Annotated in this window: 23 protein-coding genes; 7 read left to right on the forward strand and 16 right to left on the reverse strand. The window is 68.4% G+C overall.

Annotated features, from left to right (window positions below):
- The first annotated feature begins 171 nt into the window (after positions 1 to 171).
- Together cydD and cydC are read left to right on the forward strand one after the other, a co-directional pair.
- Positions 172 to 1917, forward strand: a complete 1746-nt coding sequence (gene cydD, locus ROV95_RS10460) for a thiol reductant ABC exporter subunit CydD (protein ID WP_134735486.1) — start codon at positions 172 to 174, stop codon at positions 1915 to 1917.
- Positions 1914 to 3587, forward strand: a complete 1674-nt coding sequence (cydC, locus tag ROV95_RS10465) for a thiol reductant ABC exporter subunit CydC (RefSeq protein WP_312544282.1) — start codon at positions 1914 to 1916, stop codon at positions 3585 to 3587. The genes cydD and cydC overlap by 4 nt, the downstream gene beginning before the upstream one ends.
- Before the next feature lie 113 nt (positions 3588 to 3700).
- Here cydC and ROV95_RS10470 read toward each other — a convergent pair whose 3' ends face one another.
- From ROV95_RS10470 to ccmA, 11 genes are all read right to left on the reverse strand, one after another.
- Positions 3701 to 4045 carry a DUF1294 domain-containing protein gene (locus ROV95_RS10470; protein ID WP_019660483.1) on the reverse strand — a complete coding sequence of 115 codons (345 nt, stop codon included), beginning with the start codon at positions 4043 to 4045 and terminating at the stop codon, positions 3701 to 3703.
- A complete protein-coding gene (locus tag ROV95_RS10475; RefSeq protein ID WP_019660482.1) occupies positions 4046 to 5158 on the reverse strand; it encodes a homoserine O-acetyltransferase in 1113 nt (370 codons plus the stop codon).
- Positions 5159 to 5338: 180 nt separating this feature from the next.
- The gene (locus ROV95_RS10480) at positions 5339 to 6328 is read right to left on the reverse strand and encodes a cytochrome C biogenesis protein (protein ID WP_312544285.1); all 990 of its coding nucleotides are present in this window, start codon (positions 6326 to 6328) and stop codon (positions 5339 to 5341) included.
- Positions 6322 to 6771: a cytochrome c-type biogenesis protein gene (locus ROV95_RS10485; RefSeq protein ID WP_312544286.1), complete on the reverse strand. Its 450-nt coding sequence runs from the start codon at positions 6769 to 6771 to the stop codon at positions 6322 to 6324. Before ROV95_RS10485 ends, ROV95_RS10480 begins: the two co-directional genes overlap by 7 nt.
- Before the next feature lie 4 nt (positions 6772 to 6775).
- Positions 6776 to 7393: a DsbE family thiol:disulfide interchange protein gene (locus ROV95_RS10490; RefSeq protein ID WP_312544287.1), complete on the reverse strand. Its 618-nt coding sequence runs from the start codon at positions 7391 to 7393 to the stop codon at positions 6776 to 6778.
- 8 nt (positions 7394 to 7401) lie between these two features.
- Positions 7402 to 9321, reverse strand: coding sequence for a heme lyase CcmF/NrfE family subunit (locus ROV95_RS10495; protein ID WP_312544289.1), 1920 nt, complete (start codon positions 9319 to 9321; stop codon positions 7402 to 7404).
- Positions 9322 to 9783 carry a cytochrome c maturation protein CcmE gene (ccmE, locus tag ROV95_RS10500; RefSeq protein WP_019660477.1) on the reverse strand — a complete coding sequence of 154 codons (462 nt, stop codon included), beginning with the start codon at positions 9781 to 9783 and terminating at the stop codon, positions 9322 to 9324. It abuts the gene before it with no gap.
- Entirely contained in the window at positions 9780 to 9968 is a 189-nt protein-coding gene (gene ccmD, locus ROV95_RS10505; protein WP_019660476.1) for a heme exporter protein CcmD, read from the reverse strand. The genes ccmE and ccmD overlap by 4 nt, the downstream gene beginning before the upstream one ends.
- Entirely contained in the window at positions 9965 to 10735 is a 771-nt protein-coding gene (gene ccmC / locus ROV95_RS10510) for a heme ABC transporter permease CcmC (protein ID WP_019660475.1), read from the reverse strand. The genes ccmD and ccmC overlap by 4 nt, the downstream gene beginning before the upstream one ends.
- 43 nt (positions 10736 to 10778) lie before the next feature.
- On the reverse strand, positions 10779 to 11474 hold the full coding sequence (gene ccmB / locus ROV95_RS10515) for a heme exporter protein CcmB (RefSeq protein ID WP_006456616.1): 696 nt from the start codon (positions 11472 to 11474) through the stop codon (positions 10779 to 10781).
- Entirely contained in the window at positions 11471 to 12100 is a 630-nt protein-coding gene (gene ccmA / locus ROV95_RS10520; protein WP_312544291.1) for a heme ABC exporter ATP-binding protein CcmA, read from the reverse strand. Before ccmA ends, ccmB begins: the two co-directional genes overlap by 4 nt.
- 179 nt (positions 12101 to 12279) lie before the next feature.
- Between ccmA and ROV95_RS10525 the strand changes: the two genes are divergently transcribed.
- The 3 genes from ROV95_RS10525 (at position 12280) to ROV95_RS10535 (ending at position 14787) form a co-directional block, all read left to right on the forward strand.
- Positions 12280 to 13428 carry a pyridoxal phosphate-dependent aminotransferase gene (locus tag ROV95_RS10525; RefSeq protein ID WP_312544292.1) on the forward strand — a complete coding sequence of 383 codons (1149 nt, stop codon included), beginning with the start codon at positions 12280 to 12282 and terminating at the stop codon, positions 13426 to 13428.
- A 14-nt stretch (positions 13429 to 13442) separates the two neighbouring features.
- Positions 13443 to 14249: an amidohydrolase gene (locus ROV95_RS10530; RefSeq protein ID WP_111097850.1), complete on the forward strand. Its 807-nt coding sequence runs from the start codon at positions 13443 to 13445 to the stop codon at positions 14247 to 14249.
- 103 nt (positions 14250 to 14352) lie between these two features.
- Positions 14353 to 14787 carry a hypothetical protein gene (locus tag ROV95_RS10535; protein WP_111097849.1) on the forward strand — a complete coding sequence of 145 codons (435 nt, stop codon included), beginning with the start codon at positions 14353 to 14355 and terminating at the stop codon, positions 14785 to 14787.
- On the opposite strand, the gene ROV95_RS10540 is transcribed toward ROV95_RS10535, so the two are convergent.
- Together ROV95_RS10540 and ROV95_RS10545 are read right to left on the reverse strand one after the other, a co-directional pair.
- A complete protein-coding gene (locus ROV95_RS10540) occupies positions 14774 to 15067 on the reverse strand; it encodes a hypothetical protein (protein ID WP_019660470.1) in 294 nt (97 codons plus the stop codon). The genes ROV95_RS10535 and ROV95_RS10540 overlap by 14 nt on opposite strands.
- 95 nt (positions 15068 to 15162) lie before the next feature.
- Positions 15163 to 16290 carry an MFS transporter gene (locus tag ROV95_RS10545; RefSeq protein WP_312544296.1) on the reverse strand — a complete coding sequence of 376 codons (1128 nt, stop codon included), beginning with the start codon at positions 16288 to 16290 and terminating at the stop codon, positions 15163 to 15165.
- 90 nt (positions 16291 to 16380) lie between these two features.
- Between ROV95_RS10545 and ROV95_RS10550 the strand changes: the two genes are divergently transcribed.
- On the forward strand, positions 16381 to 17169 hold the full coding sequence (locus tag ROV95_RS10550) for a helix-turn-helix transcriptional regulator (RefSeq protein WP_021203002.1): 789 nt from the start codon (positions 16381 to 16383) through the stop codon (positions 17167 to 17169).
- 115 nt (positions 17170 to 17284) lie between these two features.
- On the opposite strand, the gene ROV95_RS10555 is transcribed toward ROV95_RS10550, so the two are convergent.
- Genes ROV95_RS10555 through ROV95_RS10565 form a run of 3 tightly spaced genes read right to left on the reverse strand, consistent with a single transcriptional unit; the run spans position 17285 to position 20700 of the window.
- Positions 17285 to 18919, reverse strand: coding sequence for a pseudouridine synthase (locus ROV95_RS10555; protein WP_188249604.1), 1635 nt, complete (start codon positions 18917 to 18919; stop codon positions 17285 to 17287).
- Complete coding sequence (gene scpB, locus ROV95_RS10560; protein ID WP_019660466.1) at positions 18912 to 19781, reverse strand: SMC-Scp complex subunit ScpB; 870 nt, start codon at positions 19779 to 19781, stop codon at positions 18912 to 18914. Before scpB ends, ROV95_RS10555 begins: the two co-directional genes overlap by 8 nt.
- A gap of 13 nt (positions 19782 to 19794) precedes the next feature.
- Positions 19795 to 20700 (reverse strand): ScpA family protein, encoded by a 906-nt coding sequence (locus ROV95_RS10565; RefSeq protein WP_019660465.1) that lies wholly within the window; start codon positions 20698 to 20700, stop codon positions 19795 to 19797.
- A gap of 373 nt (positions 20701 to 21073) precedes the next feature.
- On the opposite strand from ROV95_RS10565, the gene ROV95_RS10570 reads away from it, so the two are divergent.
- A complete protein-coding gene (locus ROV95_RS10570) occupies positions 21074 to 21373 on the forward strand; it encodes a YciI family protein (RefSeq protein ID WP_312545113.1) in 300 nt (99 codons plus the stop codon).
- Positions 21374 to 21375: the final 2 nt, after the last annotated feature.

Genomic DNA, 21375 nt, shown 5'->3' on the forward strand with positions numbered 1-21375 from the left:
CGTGAATGATGTGACCGACTACTTCAAACAGCCTTGATCCAGATCAATGTATGAACAGGTGCCCCGGTTGATCGTATGCCAACCTGATGAAGACTGCGACCGCCGGCCGCAGGGGCGGGCTATTGCCTGCGCCTACAATGCCGTGTCTCCCCCGTTGCCCGTGAAGACCTCTTGAGCGCTGCCGAAACGACCCCTGACGGCCTGTCCCCGGAAGCTGAAACCGCCCGCCAGCGGCGTGTGCGCACGGCCTGGCTGGCCGACCTGGCACGCTCCGCCCGGGGCCGCCAGCGCTTGGCCGCGCTGTGCATCAGCCTGTCCGGCGCGCTGTTGATCGGCCAGGCTGCCGCCATCGCCTGGCTGGTGCAGCAGGTGCTGGTGGAGCGCGTGCCGCTGGCCTCGGGACTGCCAGCGCTGGGTGGGCTGGCGGTGATCCTGGTGCTGCGCACGCTGCTGGGCAGCGCCACCCAGGCGGCTGCCGGTGACGTGGCCGACGCCGCACGCCTGGCATTGCGCGAACGCGTGTTCGCACGCCTGCTGGGCCACGGCCCACTGTGGCTGCGGCAGCGCCGCACCGGCGAACTGGGCGAACTGATGCTGCATCACGGTGATGCGATCGAGAGCTATTACAGCGGCTTCCTGCCGGTGCGCACTGAAGTGGTGGTGGTGCCGCTGCTGATCCTGGCCGCTGTCGCCTGGGTCGACTGGGTGGTGGCGCTGATCCTGCTGTTCACTGCGCCGCTGGTGCCATTTTTCATGATGCTGGTGGGCTGGGGCGCCGAAGCGGCCGGCCGTGCGCAGCTGGGTGAGCTGGCACGCATGAGCGGCCATTTCGCCGACCGGATCAAGGGCCTGGGCCTGCTACGCCTGTATGGCCGCGGCGAAGCTGAGCTGGAGGGGATCGAGGCGGCTGCCGAAGGCGTGCGCGTGCGCACCCTGAAGGTTCTGCGCATCGCTTTCCTCTCGTCGACGGTGCTGGAATTCTTCGCCTCGGTGAGCGTGGCGATGGTGGCGCTGTACCTGGGCCTGAGCTATCTGGGCATGATGTCGCTGCATGCAGCGGTGCCGACGCTGGGTGCGGGGCTGTTCTGCCTGCTGCTGGCACCGGAATTCTATGCGCCGCTGCGACGGCTGGCCGCGCATTACCATGATCGCGCCAATGCACTGGCCGCCGCCGCCGAAGTGGAGCGCCTGCTGCAGTCGCTGCCTGATGAGCAGGGCCTGATCGAGAACGAGGTTGCACCGCTGGCGGTGGAGCCGGCCGAGGCCGCCTTGCCGCCGCTGCAGGCACAAGGGCTGGTGCTGCGCCCGCTGGGCGCGCCGCAGGATGTGCTGCAGGATCTGGACCTGCGGCTGGAGCCGGGCCAGCGCCTGGCCCTGGTTGGTCCCAGCGGCTCCGGTAAAAGCACCCTGCTGGAAGCGCTGGCCGGCTGGCTGCCGCCGCGCGCCGGCAAGCTGCAGCTGCGTCCCGGTGTGCAGGTGGCCTATGCCAGCCAGCGCCCCTACCTGTTCCACGGCAGCATTGCCGACAACCTGCGCCTGGCCGATCCGGGTGCCAGCGATGCGCGTCTTCGTGCGGTGGCCGAGGCCGCGCAGGTGCTGCAGTTCGCACAGCGCCTGCCACTGGGCCTGGACACGGTGATCGGCGAACGTGGCTTCGGCCTGTCCGGCGGCGAAGCCCGTCGTATCGGCCTGGCCCGGTTGTTGCTGCGCGATCCGCAGGTGCTGCTGCTGGACGAACCCACCGCGTTCCTAGATGCCGATACCGAAGCGGCGCTTTTGCGCAGCCTGGCCGCCTATGCACGTGGCCGCAGCGTGGTGGTCGCCACCCACAGCCCGGCGGTGATCGCCTGGGCCGACCGTTGCCTGCTGTTGCCGGAAGGCCGCCTGGTCGAGCCGGCACAGGCGGTGCGCGCATGAGCCGTTCGCCTGATTCGCTGCGCGCGGTGTTCCTGCGCCATCGGCCGCGCCTGCTGCTGACCGCGCTGCTGCTGTGGACCACCATGCTGGCCGGCACCGCATTGCTGGGTCTGTCCGGTGGCTTCCTCACCGCCGCCGCGTTGGCTGGCGCGGCCGGCCTCGGCCAAGGCTTCAACTTCTTTTCACCGTCCGCTGGCATACGCGGGCTGACGATGGCGCGCATCGTGTCGCGCTATTTCGAGAAGCTGGTCGGCCACGACGCCACGCTGCGCATCGCCCGCGACCTGCGCGTGTGGTTCTTCCGCCGCGCGTTGCCGCTGGCACCCGCACGGTTGGGGGCTACGCGCACCGGCGACCTTCTGGCGCGCCTGCTCGGCGATATCGGTGAAGTGGACGGCCTGCTGGTGCGTGCGATCGGGCCGCTGGTGGCGTTGGGCGGATTGTCGCTGGTCGCGATCGTTTCGGCGGCACTGATCCTGCCGTCGGCTGCGGTGCTGATGGCGGTGCTGGCGCTGCTGATCGCCTTCGGCGTGCCGTGGCTGGGCGTGCGTGGCCATGACGACGAGGAGGCCGACCGTGCCGCGCATCGTGCCGCATTGCGTACCGCTGCATTCGAAGGGCTGGAAGGTGCGGGTGACCTGGCCGCGCTGCACGCCGATGCGGCCTGGCAGCTCAAGGTACGCGTAGCTGCCAAGCAGCTGGCCTCGCGTGATCGCCGCCGCCGCTGGCGCCTGATCGCGGCCTCGACGCTGCACGGTCTGGTCGCCGGGCTGGGGCTGGTGGCGATGCTGGCATTGGCCCTGCATGCGGCCGAACAGCAGCGCATCGCGCCGGAGATGGCCGCGGGCCTGGTGTTCCTGACCGTGGCGTTGATCGAGCTGTGGGCCGGCATGGGCCTGGCCTGGCAGTCGCTGCAGTCCGGGCGCATTGCCGCCGATCGGTTGCAGGCCATCGTCGAGCAACCGCCGACGGTGGACGATCCGCAGGCGCCGCAGCCGGTACCGCAGGCCGCGCGCGTACAGTGGGATGACGTGCATTTCCAGTGGCCCGGTGCGGCGCGGCCGGTGCTGTCCGGCCTGCATCTGACCCTGGCGCCGGGCGAGCGCATCGCGATTCGCGGCGACAGCGGCAGCGGCAAGACCACGCTGTCCAGCCTGCTGCTGCGGCTGTGGGATCCGCAGCAGGGACGGCTGACCTACGGTGGCCGCGATCTGCGTGATTTCGCCCAGGCTGACTGGCACCGGCAACTGGCGTGGCTGCCGCAGAACGCGCCGGTGTTTGCCGGCAGCGTGGCCGAGAACCTGCGCCTTGGTGATCCCGATGCCAGCGACGCCGCGTTGTGGGCGGTGCTGCGCCGCGTGCGTCTGGGCGAATGGGCCGAGCGCAACGGCGGCCTGCAGGCCTGGGTGGGCGAGAACGGCGCGACGATGTCAGCCGGCCAGGCGCGGCGGTTGGCACTGGCGCGCGCGCTGCTGCGCAATGCGCCGATCCTGCTGCTGGACGAACCGACCGAAGGCCTCGACGTGGATACCGCACGCGCGCTGTTGCAGGACCTTTCCGGGTTGCTGGACGGGCGCAGCCTGCTGATGATCACCCACGATGATCTGCCTCAAGGCGTGGTCGATACGCAGTACAGATTGCGCGACGGGGTGTTGGTCCGCGAAGCGTGACGATGGGTCAGTGCCCCCCCCCCCCCCGCCCCCCCCCCCGGGGGGGGGGGGGGGGTGGGTGGGGGGGCGGCGCCGCCCCCCCCCCCCCCCCCCCCCACTACCGATTGCGAGGGTTACCGCGAGAACTCGCGCAGCATCACCGCGATCGAGGCCACGTTGGCCAGCACGCACAACCAGAACACCCACTGGAATGCGGCCTTGCGGTGCTTGTGGCGGAACATCGCCTGGCCCAGCAGTGCGCCCGGCCAACCACCGGCAAAGGCCAGCAGCTGCAGGGTGCGCTCGGGAATACGCCACTGCTTTCGCTGCGCCGCGCGCTTGTCATGGCCATAGAGGCCGAACGACACCGCACTGGCCAGCAGGCACCAGCCGCCCAGCCACAGCGGCAGCACGCCGCTGATCATCAGCGCGATCAACGCGCCGAACGCGGCCAGTGCGAGGTTACGCCGCCACGCCACTTACAATGCGTCGAGGAAGCCGCGCACGGCCGGGCCGAAACGCTCGAAATCGACGAGGAAGGCGTCATGGCCCTGCGGCGATTCCAAGCCGATGAAGTGCGCATCGGCGCCGCCGGCGCGCAGGCCATCGGCAACCTGTTGCTGCTGCTGCACGGGGAACAGGATATCGGTGTTCGCGCCGATCGCCAGCGCCTTCTCCACACGGATCTTCGCGAGCCCGGCCAGCACGTCGCCGTCGGCATACTCGGCCAGGTCGAACCAGTCCATCGAGCGGCTCAGGTACAGGTAGCAGTTGGGATCGAAGAAACGCACGAAGCGCCGTGCGTGGCCTTCCAGATAGCTTTCCACCTGGAATTCCAGGCCGAACGGATCGTCGTCGGTCTGGTCCGAATCCAGCCGCACGCGGCCGAAGCGGCCATCCCACTCCAGCGCCGAGCGGTAGGTGATCACGCCCAGCTTGCGCGCCATGCGCATGCCGGACTCGGGATACGCGTCGTCGTCGTAGTGGCCGCCATTCCAGCGCGGGTCAAGGCGGATTGCCTCGCGCTGCAGCGAGCGGATCGCGATCGAGAACGGCAACGCCTGCGCGCTGCCGGAAATGTTGACGTGGCTGCGCGCGATGCCCGGATGCAGCATCAGGATGGCAAGGGCCGTCATGCCGCCCATCGAGTTGCCGACCACGCAGGCCAGCTGCCCGATGCCCAGCGCACGCACGACTTCGATCGCGGCGCGAGCGCCGTCTTCGATCGACAGCTCGGGGAAGTCCAGGCGGTAGGGCTCACCGTTGGCCGGGTTGAGCGAAGCCGGGCCGGTCGAGCCCTTGCAGCTGCCCAGCGAATTCACGCACACCACGAACCAGCGGTTGGTATCGATGGGTTTGTCGGGGCCAACCATCGCTTCCCACCAGCCCGGTGCCGGATTGGCCTCGTTGGCCGCCGCATGCGCATCCGGCGACAGGCCGGTCACGATCAGGATCGCATTGCTGGCGTCAGTCGCCAGCGTTCCCCAGGTCTCGTAGGCCACCCGTGCACCATGCAGGGCGCCACCGCGCTTGAACGGGAAGGGCGAGGGCAGGGCGTGGAAGCGGGTGCCGGGCGGGATGAATTCGGTCATGCACGCATTCTAGCGGGGCCGCATGTGGAGCTGGCGACACGCTGGTTTCCAGCAGCGGGTGGACGCGGACCGGACCGTCGTATCCACGCATGGCGTGGATCTGCTGTAGAGCCGAGCCGATGCTCGGCTGGCGGGCGCCGGCAACCCAATCGCAGCCGAGCGTGGGCTCGGCTCTACAAGTCAGGGAAACCGCAGCTCAACCACGCCGTCATGCGGCAGCGTCACCCGCACCACGTCGCTTTGCAGGTCGCCCTCGCTGCGATTGGCGCTGCCGGTGCGCGAGATGCGTGCCAGCACTTCCACTTCGCGATGGGCCGACAGCGGTGCGGTTGGCATCGGACTGTCACCGTCGCCCAGCCCGACCGTGTCCGGGAATCCGCTCAGCGGCAGCTTGCGAGCGGCCACCGGCATCGGCGGGCCGCCGACGGCACGGGCCAGCACGAACACCCGGGTGCTGGCGGGCCACTCGTCGTTGTTCAGTGCCGGCAGCTGCACGCGCACCTGCAGCAGCGCCGGTGGCGCCGCAACGCCAGCATCGGGCGCATGGCCGGCGGCCTCGCGGGCAATCGCGATCTGCGCCTGCAGCGCCTGCGCGGCACCCGGTTCCAGTCGCGGCAGCAGGCCGCTCCACACATCCGCGGCCTCGGCATTCTTTCCGCGTTGGCGCAGGGCGATGCCCAGCAGCCAGCTGGCGCGCTCGGCGTCAGGGGCCTGTGTACGTGCCTGCTGCAACCAGGCCATCGCGGTGTCATCGAACTGCTTGCCGGCATCAGCCTGCGCGCGCGCCTGCGCGGCTTCCACCAGCACACCAGGATCATCCGGTGCCAATTCGGCGGCCTTCGCGAAGGCGTCTGCCGCAGCTGAGGCATTGCCCAGTTCGGCCTGCGAACGCCCGAGCAATGCCCAGCCATCGGCACGCTGAGGGTCGCGCTTCAGTGCATCCTGCAGGGCCTGCACGCCATCGCGCAGGGTGGCTACCGACGGCGTCGGCTGCAGCTGTGCTGCACGCGGATCACCGACCAGCAGGTACAGGCAGGCACCGGCCACGCCCAGTGCGAACACGCCGACCACGAAACCGCGACGACCGTGGTGGCGCAACGGCCACAGCACCAGTGCTGCCATCAGCGCAGCAACCAGGCCGGCCAGCACCGGCAGCCAATGGTTCACCATTCGTCTCCTTCATCGGCCTTGCCGGCCGGCGCCGCGCCGACGGTGCGTCCACGTCGGCGGACGATGCCCAGCACCACCAGTGCACCGGCGCCGAGCACCAGCAGGGGGCCACCCCACAGCAGCCAGGTGCCCGGCTGCAACGGTGGTTGATAGAGCACGAACTCACCGTAGCGGGCGACCAGGAAGTGCTTGATCTGTGCGTCGTCGTGGCCCTGCTGCATCAACTGCAACACCTCCCGGCGCAGGTCCTGGGCGATCTGCGCGTTGGAGTCGGCCAGCGACTGGTTCTGGCACTGCACGCAGCGCAGCTGCGCGGCCAGGTCATGGAAGCGGCGTTCCTCGGCACCATCGCGGAACTGCAGCGGCTGCGGATCGTGCAGCGGCTGCTGGGCCAGCGCGGCCAGCGGCAGCATCAGGAGCAGCAGCGCCAGCAGCCAGCGCATCGGCTCAGGGCGCCGTATGCAGGGTGTTGCCGGCACTGCCCTGGGCCTTCTCGATCTTCCCCAGTGCCGGGATCAGCTTCTCGTCGACCACGCGCTGGGTCATCGCTCCGCTGTACTTCCAGCGCACGATGCCACTGCCATCAACCAGGAAGGTTTCTGGCGCAGCGGTCACGCCCCAGTCGATCGCGGTGCGGCCCTCAACATCGCTGAGCACCACCATGAACGGGTTGCCCAGCTGCTCCAGCCAGTGCAGCGCGTCCTTCGGATCATCCTTCCAGTTGTAGCCGATCACGCGCACGCGCTTGCTTTCCGCGAAGCGGGTCAGCACCGGGTGTTCCTCGCGGCAGGCCGCGCACCAGCTGCCCCATACGTTCAGCAGGTAGGGCGCACCACGCAGGTCGTCGCTGTGCACGATCATCTCCGGATCGTGCAGCACCGGGAGCGCGAACGCGGGTGCCGGCTTGTCGATCAGCGCAGACGGCAGCACGTCGCGCTGCGGGTCACCCGATTTCATCACCCCGTAGATCATCAGCCCGAGCAGGCCGAAGAAGAACAGCACGCCGATCACGATGGCTACCGGCGGCAGCGGGCGGGAGGGGCGCGGGGCAGGGGACTCGGACATGGAAACTCCTACGGACGACGGAAACGGCGGTCGGCGGCGGCGATGAATCCGCCCAGGGCCATCAACAGCGCGCCCAGCCAGATCCAGCGCACGAACGGCTTGATGTGCACCCGTACCGCCCATGCATTGTTGCCCAGCGGCTCGCCCAATGCCACGTAGACATCGCCGTCGAAGCGTGCATCGATGCCGGCCTCGGTCATCACCTGGCCGCCGCTGGCGTACTGGCGCTTCTCCGGGTGCAGCAGGGCCAGTTCGCGGCCGTCGCGGAACACCCGCAGGTGACCGCGGTCGGCGATGAAATTGGGGCCTTCGCGATGGTCCACGCCCTCGAAGCGCACTTCGTAGCGACCGACCACCAGATGCTGGCCCGGTGCCAGCGCCACTTCACGCTGCACGTTCAGCGCTTCGACCAGCAGCGCGCCAGCCAGGAACACGGCGATGCCGGCGTGGGCGACGATCATGCCGAGCATCTCGGCGGTGAAGCGGCCATTGCCGCGCAGGCGCTGCCAGACGAAGCGTGCGGTGCCGAGTGCGACCCAGGCCGCAGCGGCGACGCCGATGCCGGCCTTCCAGCCGTTCTGCGGCGCCTGCCACCAGGCCAGCGCGCCCAGCAGCACGGCCAGCCCCAGCCATGGCGCCAGCAGCGCGAATGCACGCGAAGTTTGGTCGCGCTGCCACTTCACCAGCGGGCCGAACGGCAGCAGCAGGATCATCGGCGCCATCAGCAGCAGGAACAGACTGCCGAAGTAGGGCGGGCCGACCGAGATCTTGCCCAGCGACAGCGCATCGGCCAGCAGCGGGTACAGCGTGCCCAGCAGGACCATCGCGCAGGCGGTGGCCAGCAGCAGGTTGTTGGCCAGCAGCAGGGTCTCGCGCGAGGCGGCGGTGAAGCCACGGCGCGGATCGTCGGCGTCCACGCTCAGCTGGCTGGCGCGCAGCGCGTACAGCAGCAGGCTGCCGCCGACCAGCACCGACAGGAACACCAGGATGAACAGGCCACGCGACGGATCGGCGGCGAACGAATGCACGCTGGTCAGCACACCGGAGCGCACCAGGAAGGTGCCCAGCAGCGAAAGCGCGAAGGCCGCGATCGCCAGCAGCAGGGTCCAACTGCCGAACGTGCCGCGCTTTTCAGTGACGGCCTGCGAATGGATCAGTGCCGCACCGACCAGCCAGGGCATGAAGCTGGCGTTCTCCACCGGGTCCCAGAACCACCAGCCACCCCAGCCCAGCTCGTAGTAGGCCCACCAGCTGCCCAGCGCTATGCCAAGAGTCAGGAAGCCCCAGGCGACGTTGGTCCAGGGCCGCGTCCAGCGCAGCCAGCGGGCGTCGACGCGGCCTTCCAGAAGCGCGGCCACCGCGAACGCGAACGGCACCGCGAAACCCACGTAACCGATGTACAGCATCGGCGGATGGATGATCAGCCCCGGGTCCTGCAGCAGCGGGTTGAGGTCGCGGCCTTCCAGCGGCGCCGGGTTCAGGCGCAGGAACGGATTGGAGGTGAAGATCAGGAAGGCGAGAAAGCCGACGCTGACCACGCCCATCACTGCCAGCACGCGCGCCTGCACCGGTGCCGGCAGGTGCCGCGAAAGCAGCGCCACCGCGCCGGTCCACAATGCCAGCACCAGCGCCCACATCAGCAGCGAGCCCTCATGCGCACCCCACACCGCCGAATAGCGGTAGATCATCGGCAGCAGCGAATTGGAGTTCTCGGCCACGTAGCGCACCGAGAAATCCTGCTGCACGAACGCGGCGGTCAGCACCGCGAACGCGCCGGCCAACAGCAGCAGCTGCGCGAAGGCGGCAGGCCGCGCCACTGCCATCCATGCCGCGTTGTTGCGATGCGCACCGACCAGCGGCAGGCCGGCCTGCAGCAGCGAGGCCAGCAACGCACACAACAGCAGGATCTGACCCAGTTCGGGCAGCACTCAGCGCACCTCGGGGGCCGTCACCGGCACGTCGTGCCTGCGATGGGCATCGCCCATCTTGTCGGCCACTTCCTTCGGCACGTACTTCTCATCGTGCTTGGCCAGCACTTCGTCGGCGACGAAGACACCGTCCTGCAGGCGGCCACTGGCGACCACCGCGGTGCCTTCGGCGAACATGTCCGGCAGGATCCGCGAGGTGGTCACCGCCAGCTGTGCATCGCCGTCGGTCACTTCGAAGCGCGCCTCCAGCGAGCCGACCGGGCGGTTGAAGGAGCCCTTCACCACCATGCCGCCCAAGCGGAAGCGCGACTGCGCATCGACATCGCCGCGCAGCACTTCCGAAGGGGTGTACAGGTAGGCGATGTTGCGCTCCAGTGCCATCGCCACCAGCGCGGTGGCCAGGCCGGAGGCGAGCAGTGCCAGCAGTACCCAGGCCAGGCGGCGGCGTTGTACCGGCGTCATCGTTCCAGCTCCGTCGACAGCGGCGTCGCTGCGTCCTGCCTGCCCGCCCGGGTCTGCTGGCGTTGCTGGCGGGCCAGTGCCAGCCGGCGTGCCACGCGCAGTCGCAGCCACGAACCGATGGCATCGGCGCCGAGCACCAGTACGAACACGGCGTAGGCGCCGATCACATAGGGAAGGTGGGTCATGGCTGGGCCTCCGGGACAGGGCGTTCGGCACCGACACGTCCACCGACCCAGGCCTTGCCGGCCTCGCGGTCGAGATTGTCAGAGCGCGCCTTGGCCAGCACCGAACCGGCAAACCAGAACTTGGTGCCGATCACCATCCACCACAGCGGCGCGATCATCGCGCTGCTGATCGCCGATTCACCGAACACGTTGATGGACTGGCGCTGGTGCAGGCCGCCCCACCAGTCCACCGAATAGCGGATCACTGGCAGCAGGCTGACACCGACGATGGCCAGCAGGCCGGCCGCGCGTGCGGCGCTGCGGCGGTCCTCGATGGCGTGGTACAGGCCGATCACGCCCAGGTACAGGAACAGCAGCACCAGCTCGCTGGTCATGCGCGGGTCCCAGTCCCACCAGGTGCCCCAGGTGCCCTTGCCCCAGATGCTGCCGGTCAGCAGGGTGATCAGGGTGAAACCGGCGCCCATCGGCGCGCAGGCCATGGCAAGGATCTCGCAGACCTTGATCCGCCAGATCAGCGCGATGGCGGCATACAGCGCCATCAGCGCGAACACGAACAGGCTCATCCAGGCACTGGGCACGTGGATGTAAAGGATGCGGAAGCTGTCCAGCTGCTTGGCTTCCGGCGGAACCACCAGCAGCGCCTGCCACATGCCGACCAGCAGCACCGGCACTGCGGCGAGGTAGAACACCCGCGACCAGCGGGCGGCGAAACGGTCGAACGTGGGAGGCGAACCGAGTTGGTGGAACCAGCGGACAATCGGATTCATGCGTGGCGGCTATCCAGCAGGGGTGGATTGGCTCTCAGCTCGGTCAACTCAGAGAAATACGTATTGCAGCAGCAGTGGCCAGCGGAGCCAGCACCAGCGCGACCAGCAGGCCAGCGCCCAGCATCAGCAGCGCACCGACCGGATCCTGCCCGCGCCCGGCTGCCGCCAGGCTGCCTGCGCCGAACACCAGCACGGGCACGTACAGCGGCAACGACAGCAACGCCACGAGAATACCAGAGCGCCGGATGCCGACGGTCAGTGCAGCGACCACGCCACCGATCAGGCTCAGCAACGGCGTTCCCAGCAGCAACGATGCCAGCAACATCGGCAGCTGGTCATGCGGCAGATGCAGCATTTCGGCCAGCAGCGGGCTGACCACGATCAACGGCAGGGCGGTGGTGGCCCAGTGCAGCAGCACGCGTACCAGCACCAGCCAGGCCAGCGGCACCGGCGCCAGCAGCCATTGTTCCAACGAGCCGTCTTCGGCATCGGAACGGAACAGCGAATCCAGCGACAGCTGTCCCGCCAGCAGCACGGCCAGCCACAGCACCGCGCCGGCGGTGGCGGCCAACAGCTGTGGCTCGCGGCCCTGCGCCAGCGCGAACAGCACCACCACCAGCACCGCAAACAGCAGCGGCTGCAGTGCATCGCCACGGCGGCGCCAGAGCAGGCGCAGGTCGCGCTTGAGCAGGGCGCCTGCGGTCTGCCACAGGCCCGGTTCGGTACCCGGCGCGATCATGCGGCACCGCCGAGGTCGAGCTGGCGGGTACGCACCGGCGGTGCGGCATAGGCGCCGTGGGTGGTGACCAGCGCAGCGCCACCGGCGCGCAGGTGCGCCGAAATCATCCGGTTGACCAGGGTGATGCCCTCCAGGTCGAGGTTGGCATAGGGCTCGTCCAGCAGCCACAGCGGCGCCGGCGACAGCCAGATGCGCGCCAGTGCCAGCCGCCGCCTCTGCCCGGCCGACAGATGCCGCACCAGGGTGTCCTCGTAGCCGGCCAGGCCGACGATCGCCAGTGCGTTGCCGGGCATCTGCCGGGCACGCCGGCCATGCAGGCCGCACAGGAAGTGCAGGTTCTCCAGCGTATCCAGGTCTGGCTTCAGGGCCGGCAGATGGCTGAGGTAGGCCACGTAGCGTGCACGTTCGGCGTTGCTCGCCGGCTTGCCGTCGATCCGCACCAGGCCGGCGCCGGGCCGGGCCAGGCCGGCCAGCACGCGCAGCAGGGTGGTCTTGCCGGCGCCATTGCCGCCCTGCACCAGCAGGGCTTCGCCGGCGTCCACATGGAAGTCCAGCGGGCCGAACACCGGCTCGTCATTGCGGGAGAAGCTCAGGCCGCTGGCGGCCAGCAATGCAGGGGTGTTCAAGGGGCAGGGGTCTTCATGCCGGAGTGCGATGGCAATTGTAGCGGTGAATTCACATGGTAGTGCCGGCCGCTGGCCGGCAGTTTCGCCATCTGCCAGCCGAGGTTGCCGGTCAGCGGCCGGCACTACCGACGCGCGGATTGCGTAAACTCGGGGGCCCTTGTTCCCCACAGTCCAGGCCGATGCAACCCACCACCAAGCTGCCCAAGGTCGGTACCACGATCTTCACCGTGATGTCCCAGCTCGCTGCCGAACATGGGGCGGTCAACCTGGGCCAGGGGTTCCCGGACTTTTCCGCGCCGCAGCGCCTGATCGATGAAACGGCCAAGGCGATGGCTGCCGGCCTCAACCAGTACCCGCCGATGACCGGCGTGGCGCCGCTGCGCCAGGCCATCGCACAGAAGTCGCTGGACCTGTACGGCGCCACCATTGATCCGGACACCGAAATCACCGTCACCAGTGGCGCCACCGAGGCCATCTTCAATGCCATCCACGCGGTGGTGCGCGCCGGCGAGGAAGTCATCGTGCTCGACCCGGCCTATGACTGCTACGAGCCGGCGATCGAGCTTGCCGGTGCCAAGGCCGTGCACGTGCCGCTGGACCCGCAGACCTTCGCTGTGGACTGGGACCGCGTGCGCGCGGCAATCACCCCGCGCACCCGCATGCTGATGGTCAACACCCCGCACAATCCGTCCGGTGCGATGCTGGACGAGGCTGACATGCAGGCGCTGGCCGAGCTGCTGCGCGGCACGCAGATCTACCTGGTCTCCGATGAGGTGTACGAGCACATCATCTACGACGGTCGCCGCCATGAGTCGGCGCTGCGCTATCCCGAACTGCGCGAGCGCACCTTCGTCATTTCCAGCTTCGGCAAGACCTACCACTGCACTGGCTGGAAGATCGGCTACGCCGTGGCGCCGCCATTGCTGACCGCCGAGTTCCGCAAGGTGCACCAGTACAACACCTTCACCAGCTTCGGCCCGGCGCAGTACGGCTTCGCCGCGATGATTCGCGATGAGCCGGAACACCACCTGGAACTGGGCGCGTTCTACCAGGCCAAGCGCGACCGCTTCCGCGAGCAGCTGGCCGGTACCCGCCTGAAGGCGCTGCCGGTGCCGGGTGGCTACTTCCAGCTGGTCGACTACTCGGCCATCAGCGACCTGCCGGACCATGAGTTCGTGAAGTGGCTGACCATCGGGAAGGGCGTGACCGCCATCCCGCTGTCGCCGTTCTACGAGTCCCCGCCGGCCGGCCAGCGCCTGGTGCGCCTGTGCTTTGCGAAGAATGAAGCAACGATGGACGCGGCGATCGAACGCCTGCGCCTGCTCTGAGCGGAGGCGTGAACATGCAGGACCTGCGCATTTCCCTCGTCCAGGGTGACACCCGCTGGCACGATCCGGCCGGCAACCGCGCCTACTACGGCGCGCTGCTCGCACCGCTGGCCGGCACCACCGACCTGGTGATCCTGCCGGAGACCTTCACCAGTGGCTTCTCCAATGACGCCATTGCCCAGGCCGAAGGCATGGACGGCCCGACCGTGGCCTGGGCGCGCGAACAGGCCCGGGCCCTGGGTGCGGCGGTGATCGGCAGCGTGCAGCTGCGCGACGGCGAGGGCGTGTACAACCGCCTGCTGTTCGCCACCCCCGATGGCAACCTGCAGTACTACGACAAGCGCCACCTGTTCCGTTACGGCGGCGAGCACGAGCGCTATGCCGCTGGCCGTGAGCGCCTGAGCGTGGAATGGAAGGGCTGGCGGATCAATCCGCAGGTCTGTTACGACCTGCGCTTCCCGGTGTTCTGCCGCAACCGCTACAACGTCGAACGCCCGCAGCAGCTGGATTTCGACCTGCAGATCTTCGTGGCCAACTGGCCGTCGGCGCGCGCCTATGCGTGGAAGACCCTGCTGCGTGCGCGCGCGATCGAGAACCTGTGCTTCGTGGCGGCGGTAAACCGCGTCGGCGTGGACGGCAACCAGCTGCACTACGCCGGCGACAGCGCGGTGATCGACTTCCTCGGCCAGCCGCAGGTGGAGATCCGCGAACGCGAACAGGTGGTGACCACCACCATTTCGGCCGAAGCACTGGCCGCACATCGTGCGCGCTTCCCGGCGATGCTCGATGCCGATGCCTTTCACCTGGACGAACAGGCCTGAGCCACGGCCTGAACACCGCCGCACCAGCGCGCGCGCCTGCATCCAATCTGCACGCGCGCGCTGCTAGATTCGCCGGCAGTCCGACCGAACTGGAAGTGCCGCCATGAACAAGCCTCTCGCCCTGCTGCTGGCCCTGTCTGCTGCAACGCTGGCCCCAGCTGCACACGCCGCCGGCAATCTCGATTGCCAGCTGCGCTACAACCTGTCCGGTTGGTCGCTGATCTACAAGACCGCTTCCGGCACCGGCACGGTCACCTGCGCCAATGGCGCCAGCATGCCGGTGCGTATCGAAGTGAAGGGCGGGGGCCTGACCGTGGGCAAGTCGAAGATCACCAATGGGCGTGGCAGCTTCACCGGTGCGGTCAGCGTCAACGAACTGCTGGGTACCTACGCGTCGGTGGGTGCGCATGCGGGTGCGGTGAAATCCAGCAACGCGCAGGTGATGACCAAGGGCGACATCTCGCTGGCCCTGTCCGGTACCGGCAAGGGCTGGGACCTGGGCGTGGACGGCGCCGCCTTCACCATCAGCCGGCGCTGAGGCGCGTCGGCTGGGCAGTTCCCCAGCTGATGCGGATGTAGTGCTGTTCGGAATCGCTCAACAGCCGTTCGACATCGAAACCATTTTTCAGCAATTGTGCGACCGCGTCTTCGACGAGCTGCTCGCTGGCCATTACCTGGCTGAAGCCGAACACGATGTAGCGACGGCCATTTTCCGAGCCGGCCTGGATGGCGTTGTCGAGGTCGCGGTAGAACAGTTCGATCGGGCGCTTGGCGGCGTCAGCGTTGGCGCGGGCCTGTTCGGCGGTGATGGTGATCATGGGCATCGGTCTTGTGTGGGACAGCGCGCACGATAGCCAGCGAATCAAAGCCGTTCCCGGAAGCCGCGCACAGTGCGCTGTTTTTGCAGCAATTCCTAGGTCGCAGCGGGACGCCGCCGCTGCAGCCAGAAGGCCAGCAGGCCACACACGATGAGCGTCGGGGCCAGCAGCTGCACTGCACCGACCAACGCCATTGCCGCACCCATCAACAGGTAGTAGAGCAGGCCGAACAGTGCGCCTGCGCTGCCAAGACAATGTGGGTAGCCGCGCAGGGCCTGGCCCAGCACATTGGGAATGGCAAGGCCGAAGCCCGTCACCACCGGCACCATCGCCGCGACCACGGCAGGGTGATCATGCAGCAGCGCAGCCAGCAGGCCTCCCGTCAGGACCAGGCCTGCGGCGGTGCGGATGCGCGTGGCCGCGGCGACGCCGGCACGCAACAGGCGTCCATTGCCCCATGCACCCAGTGCCGAGCCCAGTGCCAGCAACGCGCCGCTGGCGCCGAACCAGGCGGCGGGCCAGTGCAGGCGCGCAAATACGAAAGGACCGAGCGCGTACCAGCTGTACATCGCTACGTTGAAAGCCATCACCAGCAATGCGTGTGACCAGATCCAGCGATCGCACAGCAGTTGCCGCAGCAGCGGCAGCATGGGCGTGTGCGGGATATGTGCAGGGCGGCTTTCGCGCAGGCCAGCCAGGCATGCGACTGCCAGCACGGCAGCGGTCAGCAGCAGGCCGGACTGTACGCCGACATAGCCATGGACGGCGACCAGCAGCGTGCCCAGTGCAAGGCCGATGGCCGGGCTCAGGGCCAGGGCCATGCCGATCCAGGAGAATGCCTGCGCCAACGCGGGTCCCTGCAGGTGGTCGCGCAGCACGGTCTGGGTGACCACCGAAGCGGCGGCGGCGCCAACCGCGGCCAGCGCTTGGGCCAGCAACACCTGGCCGAAGCTACCAGCGAGCAGGCCGCCCAGTGCAGCCACGGCAAAGACGCCCAAGCCACATAGAAGGGCCGGGCGACGACCGATACGATCGGCCAGGCGCCCCCACAGCAGCACGCCTGCAGCGAAGCCGAACAGATACAGGCTCATGGCCTGGCTGGCGGTACCCGGCGGCAGGGCGAAGCGTTTGGCCAGATCGGCCAGGGCCGGGCTGTACAGGGTCTGTGCCAACTGCGGAAACATCAGCAGTGCAATGGTGAGCAACAACAGGCGGCGCGACATGCGGGCGCTCCAGAAACGGGGCTGCGCATTGTGGTCGCGACTGCAATGACGCACCCTGTCTATCCTGTCATCGAATGTATGAAATCAGACATGGCCTGGTTGCAGCCGCACACGCACTTCGACGCCGATGCCTGGAGCGCTCCGGTGCTGGGGATCGCAGCCTCACTGGCGGATCACGACTCGGGTTGGCACCAGCATGCACGCGCGCAACTGCTCTACACCCGGCAGGGCTGCACGCGCCTCACCTACGGTGATCGCATCAGCCTGCTGCCGCCCGCGCGCGCCGCGTGGATTCCCGGTGGGCTACGCCATCGCGCGCAGATGCGCCAGGCGGTCGACTACCGTTCGTTGTACTTCGACGCCACCCTGTCAGCCCAGCTGCCCCGGCAACCAGCGATCATCGGCGTGGGGCCGCTGCTGCAGGCCTTGCTGGAGCCGATTGCGCAGGCGCCGTTCGACCATGACTGGCAGTCGCCGCGCGCGCACCACCAACTGGCGTTGTGCGTGCTGGAAATCGCTGCTGCACCGGTGGCGCCGATGGACCTGCCTTTGCCGCGTGATCCGCGCATTGCACGTTGCCTGCCGTTGGCCGAACAGCTGCCGCCCGAACTGCACGAACTGGCCACGCGTACCGGCCTGAGCGCGCGTACGGTTGGCCGGTTGATGCAACACGATACAGGCATGGGCTATCAGGCCTGGCGCCAGCAATGGCGCCTGATGCGGGCCATGGAGTTGCTGTTGCTCGGTCATCGCGTCGCGCATGTGGCCCAGGACACCGGCTTCTCCGCCGAGAGCCCGTTCATCGCCTTCTTCCGCGGCATGACCGGCACCACGCCCGCCGCGTTCCAGCGCCACGCAAAAGGGGACGGAGGGGATTAAGTCGCTTTCGCCCCTTTGATACAGGCCGTGGCAAAAACGACTTAATCCCCTCCGTCCCCTTTTCAAAGAAAAACCCCGGCCGGAGCCGGGGTTTTCATTTCAGTCGTGCCGGTAATCAGCCGCCGCGCGGGCCGCTGCGGCGCGGGCCGCTCGGTCCGCGGTTGCCACCGGGGCCGCCCGGACCACGGTTCCCACCCGGGCCGCCAGGGCCGCGATTGCCGCCCGGGCCACGGTTGCCGCCGCCCGGACCACGACCGCCCGGACGCGCACCGTGCGCCGGCTTCGGGCTGCCGTAGGGGTTGAAGCCCGGCGTGGCGTGGTCGGACGGGAAGCTTGGGGCATTGCCCGGATGGCCGTACGGGTGCCTGTTGCCCTGGCCCTGCGAGCGGTTGCCGGCACCGGCCGGACGACCCTGGCCGCCTGCGCCGCCACGGCCTTCGCCGCCGAAACCGCCACGGCCCTGCCCGCCACCGGCGCCTGCACCCGGACCCTTCGGCTTGCCATACGGACGGCCCTGGCCGCCTGCACCCGGACCACGGGCACCGGGGCCGCGCGCGCCCGGACCGGCGTTGCGATGGCCGCTCGGGCCGGTGCTCACGCCATCCGGCACGTACCAGGTGCGGAATGCCGCAGGATTGCCTTCCGGCAGCGAGCGATCATTCTTCGGGGCGCGCTGCTTGAACGGCTTCTGCGACTGCTTGGCTGCCGCTTCACCGCTGACCGTCAGGCCGCCCTTGAAGCCGCCACCCTTGCCGCCGCGACCACGGCCGCGGTCTTCGCGGACGTTGTCGAAACGGCGCAGCTCGCGACCTTCGTCAGCGGTGTTGTGGCCATTGACGTAGGCATTGCCGCGGCCACCTTCGCGCACGCGCACGGTGGTCTTGGCGGCGCGGCGCTGGCCGATCACCGGCTGCAGCGTCAGCGCCGACGGTGCGCCTTCTTCCAGCTTCAGCTGCGCACGCAGCGCTTCCACCTGGGCGGTACCCAGTTCCACCGAATGGCCACGGGCCAGTTCGCGCGGCAGGCTAACCTTGCCGTAGCGGGTGCGCTTCAGGCGGCTGACCTGGCAGCCCTGCGATTCCCACAGGCGGCGCACTTCGCGGTTGCGGCCTTCCTTCACCACGACGCGGAACCAGTCGTGCGAATCGGTGCCGCCGATGCGTTCGATCTCATCGAACTTGGCCGGACCGTCCTCCAGCGCGACGCCACGGCTGAGGCGGTCGACGATGGCGTCGGAGACCTTTTCCTCGCCTTCCGGCGCACGCACGCGCACCACGTACTCGCGCTCGACCTCGAACGACGGGTGCATCATGGCGTTGGCCAGTTCACCGTCGGTGGTGGCCAGCAGCAGGCCGGTGGTGTTGATGTCCAGGCGGCCGATGGCGATCCAGCGCGCGCCCTTCAGCGGCGGCAGCGATTCGAACACGGTCGGGCGGCCTTCGGGATCTTCGCGGGTGGTCACTTCGCCTTCAGGCTTGTTGTAGACCAGCACGCGCGACGGTTCGGACAGGGCGGTGGCGACGAAGCCGCGACCGTCCAGTTCGATCCTGTCGCCGCTCTTGACCGACATGCCGGTCTGCGCGACTTCACCGTTGACCTTGACCAGGCCCTCGGCGATGCGCTGTTCCAGCGCACGGCGCGAGCCGAGGCCGGCCTGGGCCAGCACCTTGTGCAGGCGCTCTTCCAGCTTGAACTGTTCGGAGGTGGCTTCGCGCTTCAGCGAGAGCTTGTTACGGGGGGTGTCACTCATCAGTTTTGCTCCGGCCGACGGTTTCGAGGTCGGCCTCTGGTTCGGAATCGGCTTGGTCAACAGCCACGGTCGTCATCGCGACGGCGTTGTCTTCGCGTTCGTTCAGGGGCACCGCGCGCTCGCCCGGCGCGGAATCGGGGTGCCCATCATCGAGGGGCGAAGGTGCTTGCTCATCGGTGGCCGACGCAGGCGCTGCATCGGCGGAATCGGGGGTGTCACTGCCGGCCAGGCCGGCGTCGTCGTTGGCGGCAGCGCCGTCGGCCGAGACGTCCGGACCGTCGGCGCCGGCAACGGCCGGAGCGTCGCGGTCCAGCGCCAGCTGCGGTTCCAGCTCGCCCAGGTCCTTCAGTTCCGACAGCGGCGGCAGTTCGTCCAGGCGCTTCAGCCCGAAGTAGTCCAGGAAGCCCTTGGTGGTGCCGAACAGTGCCGGCTTGCCGGGCACGTCGCGGTGGCCGACCACGCGGATCCATTCGCGTTCTTCCAGTGCCTGGATGATGTTGCTGCTGACCGCCACGCCGCGCACCTGTTCGATCTCGCCGCGGGTGATCGGCTGCCGGTAGGCGATCAGCGCCAGGGTTTCTAGGGTGGCACGGGTGTAGCGGGTCTTGCGTTCGGTCCACAGCCGGCTGATCCAGCCATGCACTTCGCTGGTGACCTGGTAGCGGAAGCCCGAAGCGACCTCGACCAGTTCCACGCCGCGTCCTTCGCAGGCCTCGCGCAGCCGTTCCAGCGCACGTTCGATGCTGCCCGGCGGTGCGGGCTCATCTTCCGGGAACAGGTCCTTCAGCTGGGCCAGGGTGAGCGGCTGGCTGGAGGCCAGCAGGGCACCCTCGACAATGCGGTCGATCAGCGATTGGTCCATCGGCACTCAGCGCTCACTCATTGGCATTGGCGGCGTCGTTGTCGTCAAACTCGCTGCTGAACTGCAGCGGGGCGTTGGTGTTGCCGGCCGCCAGCGACTTGACGTAGATCGGCGCCAGCGGTTCTTCCTGGACGATGTCCAGCAGCTGTTCCTTGGCCAGCTCCAGCACCGCCAGGAACGTGACCAGCACGCCCAGCTTGCCTTCTTCGGCCGTGAACAGCCCTTCGAAGCGATAGAACCTGCCGTCTTCCAGGCGGCCGAGTACCTCGCCCATGCGTTGCCGCACGCTCAGTGCCTCGCGCTTGATGGCGTGGCCGCTGAACAGCTCGGCGCGCTTGAGCACGTCGTGCAAAGCCAGCAGCATTTCCTTCAGGTCCACCGGCGGCGGCAGCTTCACCGTGGCGCGTTCGGGCATGAAGGCATGCGCCACCGTGGTGTCGCGGTCCTGACGGGGCAGGGCGTCGATGTCCTCGGCGGCCTGCTTGAAACGTTCGTACTCCTGCAGCCGGCGCACCAGCTCGGCGCGCGGGTCGGCCTCATCGCCTTCCTCGCTGACCGGGCGCGGCAGCAGCATCCGCGACTTCACCTCGGCCAGGATCGCGGCCATCACCAGGTACTCGGCCGCCAGCTCGAAGCGCAGCTCGCGCATCACGGTGATGTATTCCACGTACTGCCGGGTGATTTCGGCGACGGGGATGTCCAGTACATCGAGGTTCTGGCGGCGGATCAGGTACAACAGCAGGTCCAGCGGGCCTTCGAAGGCATCCAGGATGACTTCCAGCGCGTCCGGCGGGATGTACAGGTCCTGCGGGATCTGCAGGACCGGTTGCCCATGCACCACGGCCAGCGGCATTTCCTGCTGCTGGGGGGCGGGCGGCCGGGTTGGCGGGTTCGCGTCAAGCGCGAGTTCGGAAGTCATCTAATGGACATCAGGATTGCAACGGACCAGTCGCGGCACCGGGTTCGCCGGGCCAACGCCACGGCGCCCCAGGGCACCAGACACGCCGGGATCGGCGCGATTCCACACATATCAAACAGCAGGACGCGCCGCAGGAGACGGCAGCGACAGAACTACGGGGAGGTCGTCTACGTGGCCCGGCCGGATGGTCCGGTTTGAAGCAGCGGGACGGTCGTCGGGGGCTGCGTTGGCCGCAAAACCGACGGGCTGCTGCATCCACCACGTGCAATGGAGTCTAGGGTAAGCCTTTGTCGCGCCAGTGTCCAGCCGGGCCGGGGCAGGGAGCGCATTGGCTAGAATCTGCGCACCCGACAACGCAAGCGAGGAAATGCCGGTGTGGTATGTGATCGAAGGGTATGACGGCCAGAACGTGCTGGCGCAGCGGCTGCAGGCGCGGCCGGAACACCTGGCGCGCCTGAATGCGCTGCGCGACGAGGGGCGCCTGCTGCTGGCCGGGCCGTGCCCGGCGGTGGACAGCGAGGACCCGGGTCCGGCCGGCTTCAGTGGGTCGCTGGTGATTGCACAGTTCGAGTCGCTGCCACAGGCACAGGCCTGGGCCGATGCCGATCCGTACGTCGCCGCCGGCGTATACACCCATGTGCAGGTGCGGCCGTTCCGCAAGGTCCTGCCGTGAAC

This window comes from Stenotrophomonas maltophilia group sp. msm1 (assembly GCF_032025805.1).
Classification (GTDB): Bacteria; Pseudomonadota; Gammaproteobacteria; order Xanthomonadales; family Xanthomonadaceae; genus Stenotrophomonas; species Stenotrophomonas hibiscicola.

What these genes read in the sequence shown, in the direction of transcription:
- cydC (WP_312544282.1), top strand. Translation starts at nt 1,914, where the DNA reads ATGAGCCGTTCGCCTGATTCGCTGCGCGCGGTGTTCCTGCGCCATCGG.
- ROV95_RS10475 (WP_019660482.1), bottom strand. Translation starts at nt 5,158, where the DNA reads ATGACCGAATTCATCCCGCCCGGCACCCGCTTCCACGCCCTGCCCTCG.
- ROV95_RS10480 (WP_312544285.1), bottom strand. Translation starts at nt 6,328, where the DNA reads ATGGTGAACCATTGGCTGCCGGTGCTGGCCGGCCTGGTTGCTGCGCTG.
- ROV95_RS10485 (WP_312544286.1), bottom strand. Translation starts at nt 6,771, where the DNA reads ATGCGCTGGCTGCTGGCGCTGCTGCTCCTGATGCTGCCGCTGGCCGCG.
- ROV95_RS10490 (WP_312544287.1), bottom strand. Translation starts at nt 7,393, where the DNA reads ATGTCCGAGTCCCCTGCCCCGCGCCCCTCCCGCCCGCTGCCGCCGGTA.
- ccmE (WP_019660477.1), bottom strand. Translation starts at nt 9,783, where the DNA reads ATGACGCCGGTACAACGCCGCCGCCTGGCCTGGGTACTGCTGGCACTG.
- ccmD (WP_019660476.1), bottom strand. Translation starts at nt 9,968, where the DNA reads ATGACCCACCTTCCCTATGTGATCGGCGCCTACGCCGTGTTCGTACTG.
- ccmC (WP_019660475.1), bottom strand. Translation starts at nt 10,735, where the DNA reads ATGAATCCGATTGTCCGCTGGTTCCACCAACTCGGTTCGCCTCCCACG.
- ccmB (WP_006456616.1), bottom strand. Translation starts at nt 11,474, where the DNA reads ATGATCGCGCCGGGTACCGAACCGGGCCTGTGGCAGACCGCAGGCGCC.
- ROV95_RS10525 (WP_312544292.1), top strand. Translation starts at nt 12,280, where the DNA reads ATGCAACCCACCACCAAGCTGCCCAAGGTCGGTACCACGATCTTCACC.
- ROV95_RS10530 (WP_111097850.1), top strand. Translation starts at nt 13,443, where the DNA reads ATGCAGGACCTGCGCATTTCCCTCGTCCAGGGTGACACCCGCTGGCAC.
- ROV95_RS10535 (WP_111097849.1), top strand. Translation starts at nt 14,353, where the DNA reads ATGAACAAGCCTCTCGCCCTGCTGCTGGCCCTGTCTGCTGCAACGCTG.
- ROV95_RS10540 (WP_019660470.1), bottom strand. Translation starts at nt 15,067, where the DNA reads ATGATCACCATCACCGCCGAACAGGCCCGCGCCAACGCTGACGCCGCC.
- ROV95_RS10545 (WP_312544296.1), bottom strand. Translation starts at nt 16,290, where the DNA reads ATGTCGCGCCGCCTGTTGTTGCTCACCATTGCACTGCTGATGTTTCCG.
- ROV95_RS10550 (WP_021203002.1), top strand. Translation starts at nt 16,381, where the DNA reads ATGGCCTGGTTGCAGCCGCACACGCACTTCGACGCCGATGCCTGGAGC.
- ROV95_RS10555 (WP_188249604.1), bottom strand. Translation starts at nt 18,919, where the DNA reads ATGAGTGACACCCCCCGTAACAAGCTCTCGCTGAAGCGCGAAGCCACC.
- scpB (WP_019660466.1), bottom strand. Translation starts at nt 19,781, where the DNA reads ATGGACCAATCGCTGATCGACCGCATTGTCGAGGGTGCCCTGCTGGCC.
- ROV95_RS10565 (WP_019660465.1), bottom strand. Translation starts at nt 20,700, where the DNA reads ATGACTTCCGAACTCGCGCTTGACGCGAACCCGCCAACCCGGCCGCCC.